This is a genomic window from uncultured Roseobacter sp. (assembly GCF_947501835.1).
Taxonomy (GTDB): domain Bacteria; phylum Pseudomonadota; class Alphaproteobacteria; order Rhodobacterales; family Rhodobacteraceae; genus Roseobacter.
In genome coordinates, this window is the sequence record NZ_CANMXR010000045.1 from 1 (window position 1) to 4220 (window position 4220).

General features: G+C 54.5%; 6 protein-coding genes. All 6 read left to right on the forward strand.

What is annotated here, in order from left to right:
* Window positions 1–78: 78 nt before the first annotated feature.
* The 6 genes from Q1A20_RS25930 (at window position 79) to Q1A20_RS25955 (ending at window position 4162) form a co-directional block, all read left to right on the forward strand.
* A complete protein-coding gene (locus tag Q1A20_RS25930; protein WP_299919695.1) occupies window positions 79–1275 on the forward strand; it encodes a site-specific integrase in 1197 nt (398 codons plus the stop codon).
* Between the two features lies 1 nt (window position 1276).
* A complete protein-coding gene (locus tag Q1A20_RS25935) occupies window positions 1277–1621 on the forward strand; it encodes a hypothetical protein (RefSeq protein ID WP_299410961.1) in 345 nt (114 codons plus the stop codon).
* On the forward strand, window positions 1570–2295 hold the full coding sequence (locus tag Q1A20_RS25940) for a hypothetical protein (RefSeq protein ID WP_299919698.1): 726 nt from the start codon (window positions 1570–1572) through the stop codon (window positions 2293–2295). Before Q1A20_RS25935 ends, Q1A20_RS25940 begins: the two co-directional genes overlap by 52 nt.
* 112 nt (window positions 2296–2407) lie before the next feature.
* Window positions 2408–2620, forward strand: coding sequence for a MerR family transcriptional regulator (locus Q1A20_RS25945; RefSeq protein ID WP_299919701.1), 213 nt, complete (start codon window positions 2408–2410; stop codon window positions 2618–2620).
* Window positions 2620–3045 (forward strand): helix-turn-helix domain-containing protein, encoded by a 426-nt coding sequence (locus Q1A20_RS25950; protein ID WP_299919704.1) that lies wholly within the window; start codon window positions 2620–2622, stop codon window positions 3043–3045. The genes Q1A20_RS25945 and Q1A20_RS25950 overlap by 1 nt, the downstream gene beginning before the upstream one ends.
* Window positions 3046–3142: 97 nt before the next feature.
* Window positions 3143–4162, forward strand: coding sequence for a site-specific integrase (locus Q1A20_RS25955; RefSeq protein WP_299919707.1), 1020 nt, complete (start codon window positions 3143–3145; stop codon window positions 4160–4162).
* Window positions 4163–4220 lie beyond the last annotated feature (58 nt).

Genomic DNA, 4220 nt, shown 5'->3' on the forward strand with positions numbered 1-4220 from the left:
GTTTCATCATTTCCTTGAGTTTCTTTCGATGGCGTCTATATTCTTTCCTTGAGTGGTAGAGAATGTGGTACTTTGGGAATGGCCCTGTCTGGCAAGCTGACAAAGAAACTTGTCGAGAACCTTGGCCCCGGGCGGCATGGCGACGGGAACGGCCTTTACCTTGTGGTCGATCCGTCTGGTGCGCGGCGCTGGATTGTGCGGGTGGTGGTCAAGGGCCAGAAGAACAAGAAGGGCGCGCCGCTGCGGACGGACTTTGGTTTGGGGGGTGCGGATATCGTCACGATCAACCAAGCGCGTGAACGGGCGCTTGAGTATCGGCGCATGGCCAAGACCGGCCTGAACCCGCGTTTCAATGCCACGCATGACATTCCCACCTTCGAAGAGTTCGCCAAACAGGTCCACATTGACCGATTGCCCACGTGGAAAAACGCCAAACATGGTCAACAATGGATCAATACACTGCGCGACTATGCCTTTCCCAAGATTGGCCGGATGCCGATTGACAGCGTTGACCAGCCCGAAGTGATGATGTGCCTCGCGCCGATCTGGACCGAAAAACACGAAACTGCGAAACGGCTGGCGCAGCGGATCAAGACGGTGCTGGATGTGGCACGCTCCAAAGGGTTCCGATCCGGCGAAAACCCCGTCACGGCGATCAAGGATGCGGGTGCGCTGCCGAAGGTCAAGGCCAAGGTACAGCACCATAAGGCCATGCACTGGCGGGATGTGCCCACGTTCTACGCTGATCTGAAAACCCGCAATGCGATGGCCGCGAAGGCGCTGATGTTTACCTGCTTGACGGGTTCCCGCACGGGCGAAGTGCTGGGCATGAAATGGGGTGAAGTCGATCTGGACGCACGTGTTTGGACCTGTCCTGCGGAGCGCATGAAGACGGGCGAGGACCACCGCGTGCCGCTCACGGATGAAATGCTGTCGATCATCGAGCCGCTGCAAGCGATGCAATCTGAGTATGTGTTCGAGGGCCAGAAACGCCACAAGCCGCTGTCCAACATGTCGATGCTCATGCTCTTGCGCCGAATGCAGGTTGAGGGGGTCACGGTCCACGGTTTCCGCTCTACCTTCCGTGATTGGGCCTCAGAGGTCGCCAATGCACCGCGTGAGGTGGCCGAAATGAGCTTGGCGCATCAGGTTGGGTCAGACGTGGAACGGGCCTATGCGCGGTCTGATTTGCTGGACAAGCGCAGGCTGCTGATGGAGCGGTGGTCGCACTTCGTGATAGGCTCGCAAACAAACATCATAAAAATGTCTGTTTGAGATGCCAAATTACTTTCGACCAATTGAAATTCCCGAATATTGCTTTCTTTCAGAAGCGGTCGAGTGGCTTGCGATTGGTGAGGTGCCGGAAGCGGAATGGGAAATTCCAGAGCAAGCGAGCCAATCCGACACCTATCCAACCGAGGTGGAATATAGGTTTGCTTGGGAATTTATGCCGGGAAACTTCCAGCCCCAAAGCGAACTCGCTTGGTTTGACAGAGATATTTTGTCTTCGCTGGAGTTCCCCTTCGACGCGGGTACACAAAGGCGGCAGAAATTTGTGCGGCTAATCATTTGGAATGGCGCGAAAAACAGGTCGATAAGCTGCGGGCGGCGTCACCCTTAATGATACTGGATCACGAGGGTAAGGAATACGATTTAAACGCATTACTGATCAAGGAACACCGTTCATTGCTTCGGCAGTTCGCAGAAGAACTCAAACTGGTCAAAGCAGTAAATGCAGATTTTGCACCCTTCTTTGATGCGGCCTGGGCACGAATATTTTCGGCAGTTGTTGATGGCAGCCTTGAAATCGAAGGCATCGATTTCGAACGTTGGGTCAACCTGAAAGAGCAGCAGCGGTACGAAGATGCCGGTAAATTTCAATTATTGCCTCCCGCCGCGCTGACGCTGACTACTGACTGGAAATCAAATTCAGTGCTCTATGAGTATCGTGATTTTGTGTCGCTAAGGTGCGGGACTGACGCAATTGCCGAGATGATTGCACCAAAACTGATGCAAACCCGACCCGTCGAGGCGCGGATGTGTGGGGGCTTTCTATGGTCGTCTGAGCTTACTCGTACCCCAAAGACCAAACGTGGCCGTGCACCGGCACTGGACTGGTCGGTATTGCGTGATCGGCTGGTACAACAGGGTCAGGCGGGCTTGCTTCCCGCATCAAAAGAAAGCTGTATCTACGAATTGATTGTGTTTGCCGAGGATGAATTGGGTAAATCAGTTGGGCGAACGACTGTTCAGGAACGGTTGAAATCAGAGCTGAAAGTGTTCTATTCGAGTTAGTTCGACTGATTTCCGGCATTTCCGGCGGGCATTTCCGGCTTTTTCACCGATAGGAAACGACCAAAATCAGAGACATTGTGGTCCATGCAAACAGAACCAATGGACCCAAAACATGGCAAACCTATTCGAGCAAAACCGAAACTACGTTCTTGGCGATGAGGAACTCAACCTCATCGGCGACCGGGACAAGCTGGCGCAATGGCGTCACAAAGGCATGGGTCCGGCGTTCTACAAGCTGGGCCGTAAGATCATCTATCGCGGCGCTGATCTGAACGCGTGGGCAGAGGCAAACCGGGTCGATCCCAGCAAAGAGGGGGCGGCCTGATGGGCAAGCGCGTCTCAACGCGCGGGATCAAGAAACACCGGCATTATACCTATGAGGACGCCGCCTGTATTTTGGGTCTATCCGTCCAAACGGTGCGGGCGTGGAAAGGCGAAGGGTTGAAGGTTCTCGATCAAGGTCGGCCCCACTACATTCTCGGCGAGGCGTTGATCGAGTTCGTAGCGAAACGGCAGCAAAAGCGCACGATCACATTGGCCGCAGATCAATTCTATTGCTTCAAATGCCGAGCGCCAAAAAAGCCATTTGGCATGATGGTGGACTATGTGCCGATCAACCAGATAAGAGGTCGTCTCGAAGCGCTTTGTGAGACCTGCGAACGCCCCTGTCAGAAGTTCAGTGCCGAGGCCAGTTTGGCGGCTTTGAGCGAAGTATTCGCCATTGATAGACGCAGTGGGTCGCAAGCCTAGTCGAACCTCACAAACCTACTGTGAACCATCACTTCGAGGGCTACGGGCAACCCATCTGAAAAACACATCACTTGAGCGGTCAAAAAGGAGTTTCCCAATGCGGAAAACAGTCGAAGCAAACGAGCGGGCGAAACGGGCCTACGTGCATTATCTGGAGCAGGCAAAAGGGCTGGATGAAAAGTCCACAGACAAGGTGTTGTCGGCCCTGTTGAAGTTCGAACAATCAACCGGGTTCAAGCCGTTCAAGCGGTTCCATATCGAGCAACCCGCCAAGTTCAAAACTGATTTGGCGAAGGCCAAAGGCAGGACCGGCAACCCTTTGAGCGGGTCCACCATCGACGCCACCCTGGCATTGGTGCGCGGCTTCTTTGAATGGCTGGCGGGGCAGCAAGGCTATAAGTCCAAGATCACTTACAGCGACACAGCATACTTCAAAAACAGTCTGAAGGCGGCGCGCGCGGCCCACGCCAAACGTGACAAGGAATACCCAAGCGTTGAGGCAGCATACCATGCCTTTCAGGCGATGCCGGACGGGTCCGATTTTGAGAAACGCGATAAGGCGCTCTTTGCCTTCTTTATGCTCACAGGCGCGCGTGTCGGTGCCGTTGCGTCCCTGCGCCTGAAGCACATCGACCTCTTTCATGGCAAGGTTTTGCAAGACGGGCGCGATGTGAATACCAAGTTCTCCAAGACCATCGACACGACATTTTACCCTGTCGATCCGGCCTATCTGGCGTGCTTCACTGCATGGGTTGAGTATCTGCGCCACGAAAAGCTGTTCGGGGACCAGGACGCGCTCTTTCCCAAGCCTGAGAGAGGCTTTTCTAAGGGTGGTGGTTTTGTCAATCTGGGTCTTTCGCGCGATCCCTACAGCAACGGCAGCAAACTCAACGCCATCATCCGCAACGCCTTTGCTATGGTGCAGTTGCCGGAATACACGCCCCACAGCTTCCGCACGACGCTTGCCATGCTTGGCAAGGAGATGTGCAACGACATGGAGCAATTCAAAGCATGGTCGATGAACATGGGCCATGAAAGTATGGCGGTAACTGTCGGGTCCTACATGCCGGTGTCACGTCAAAGGCAGGCGGAATTGATCAAGGGGATGGCGAGGTAGTGTGGAGGGGGGCTGAGCCTTTGTTGCAGCCTGTTCAAAAGACAGCAATGCGCAGAAA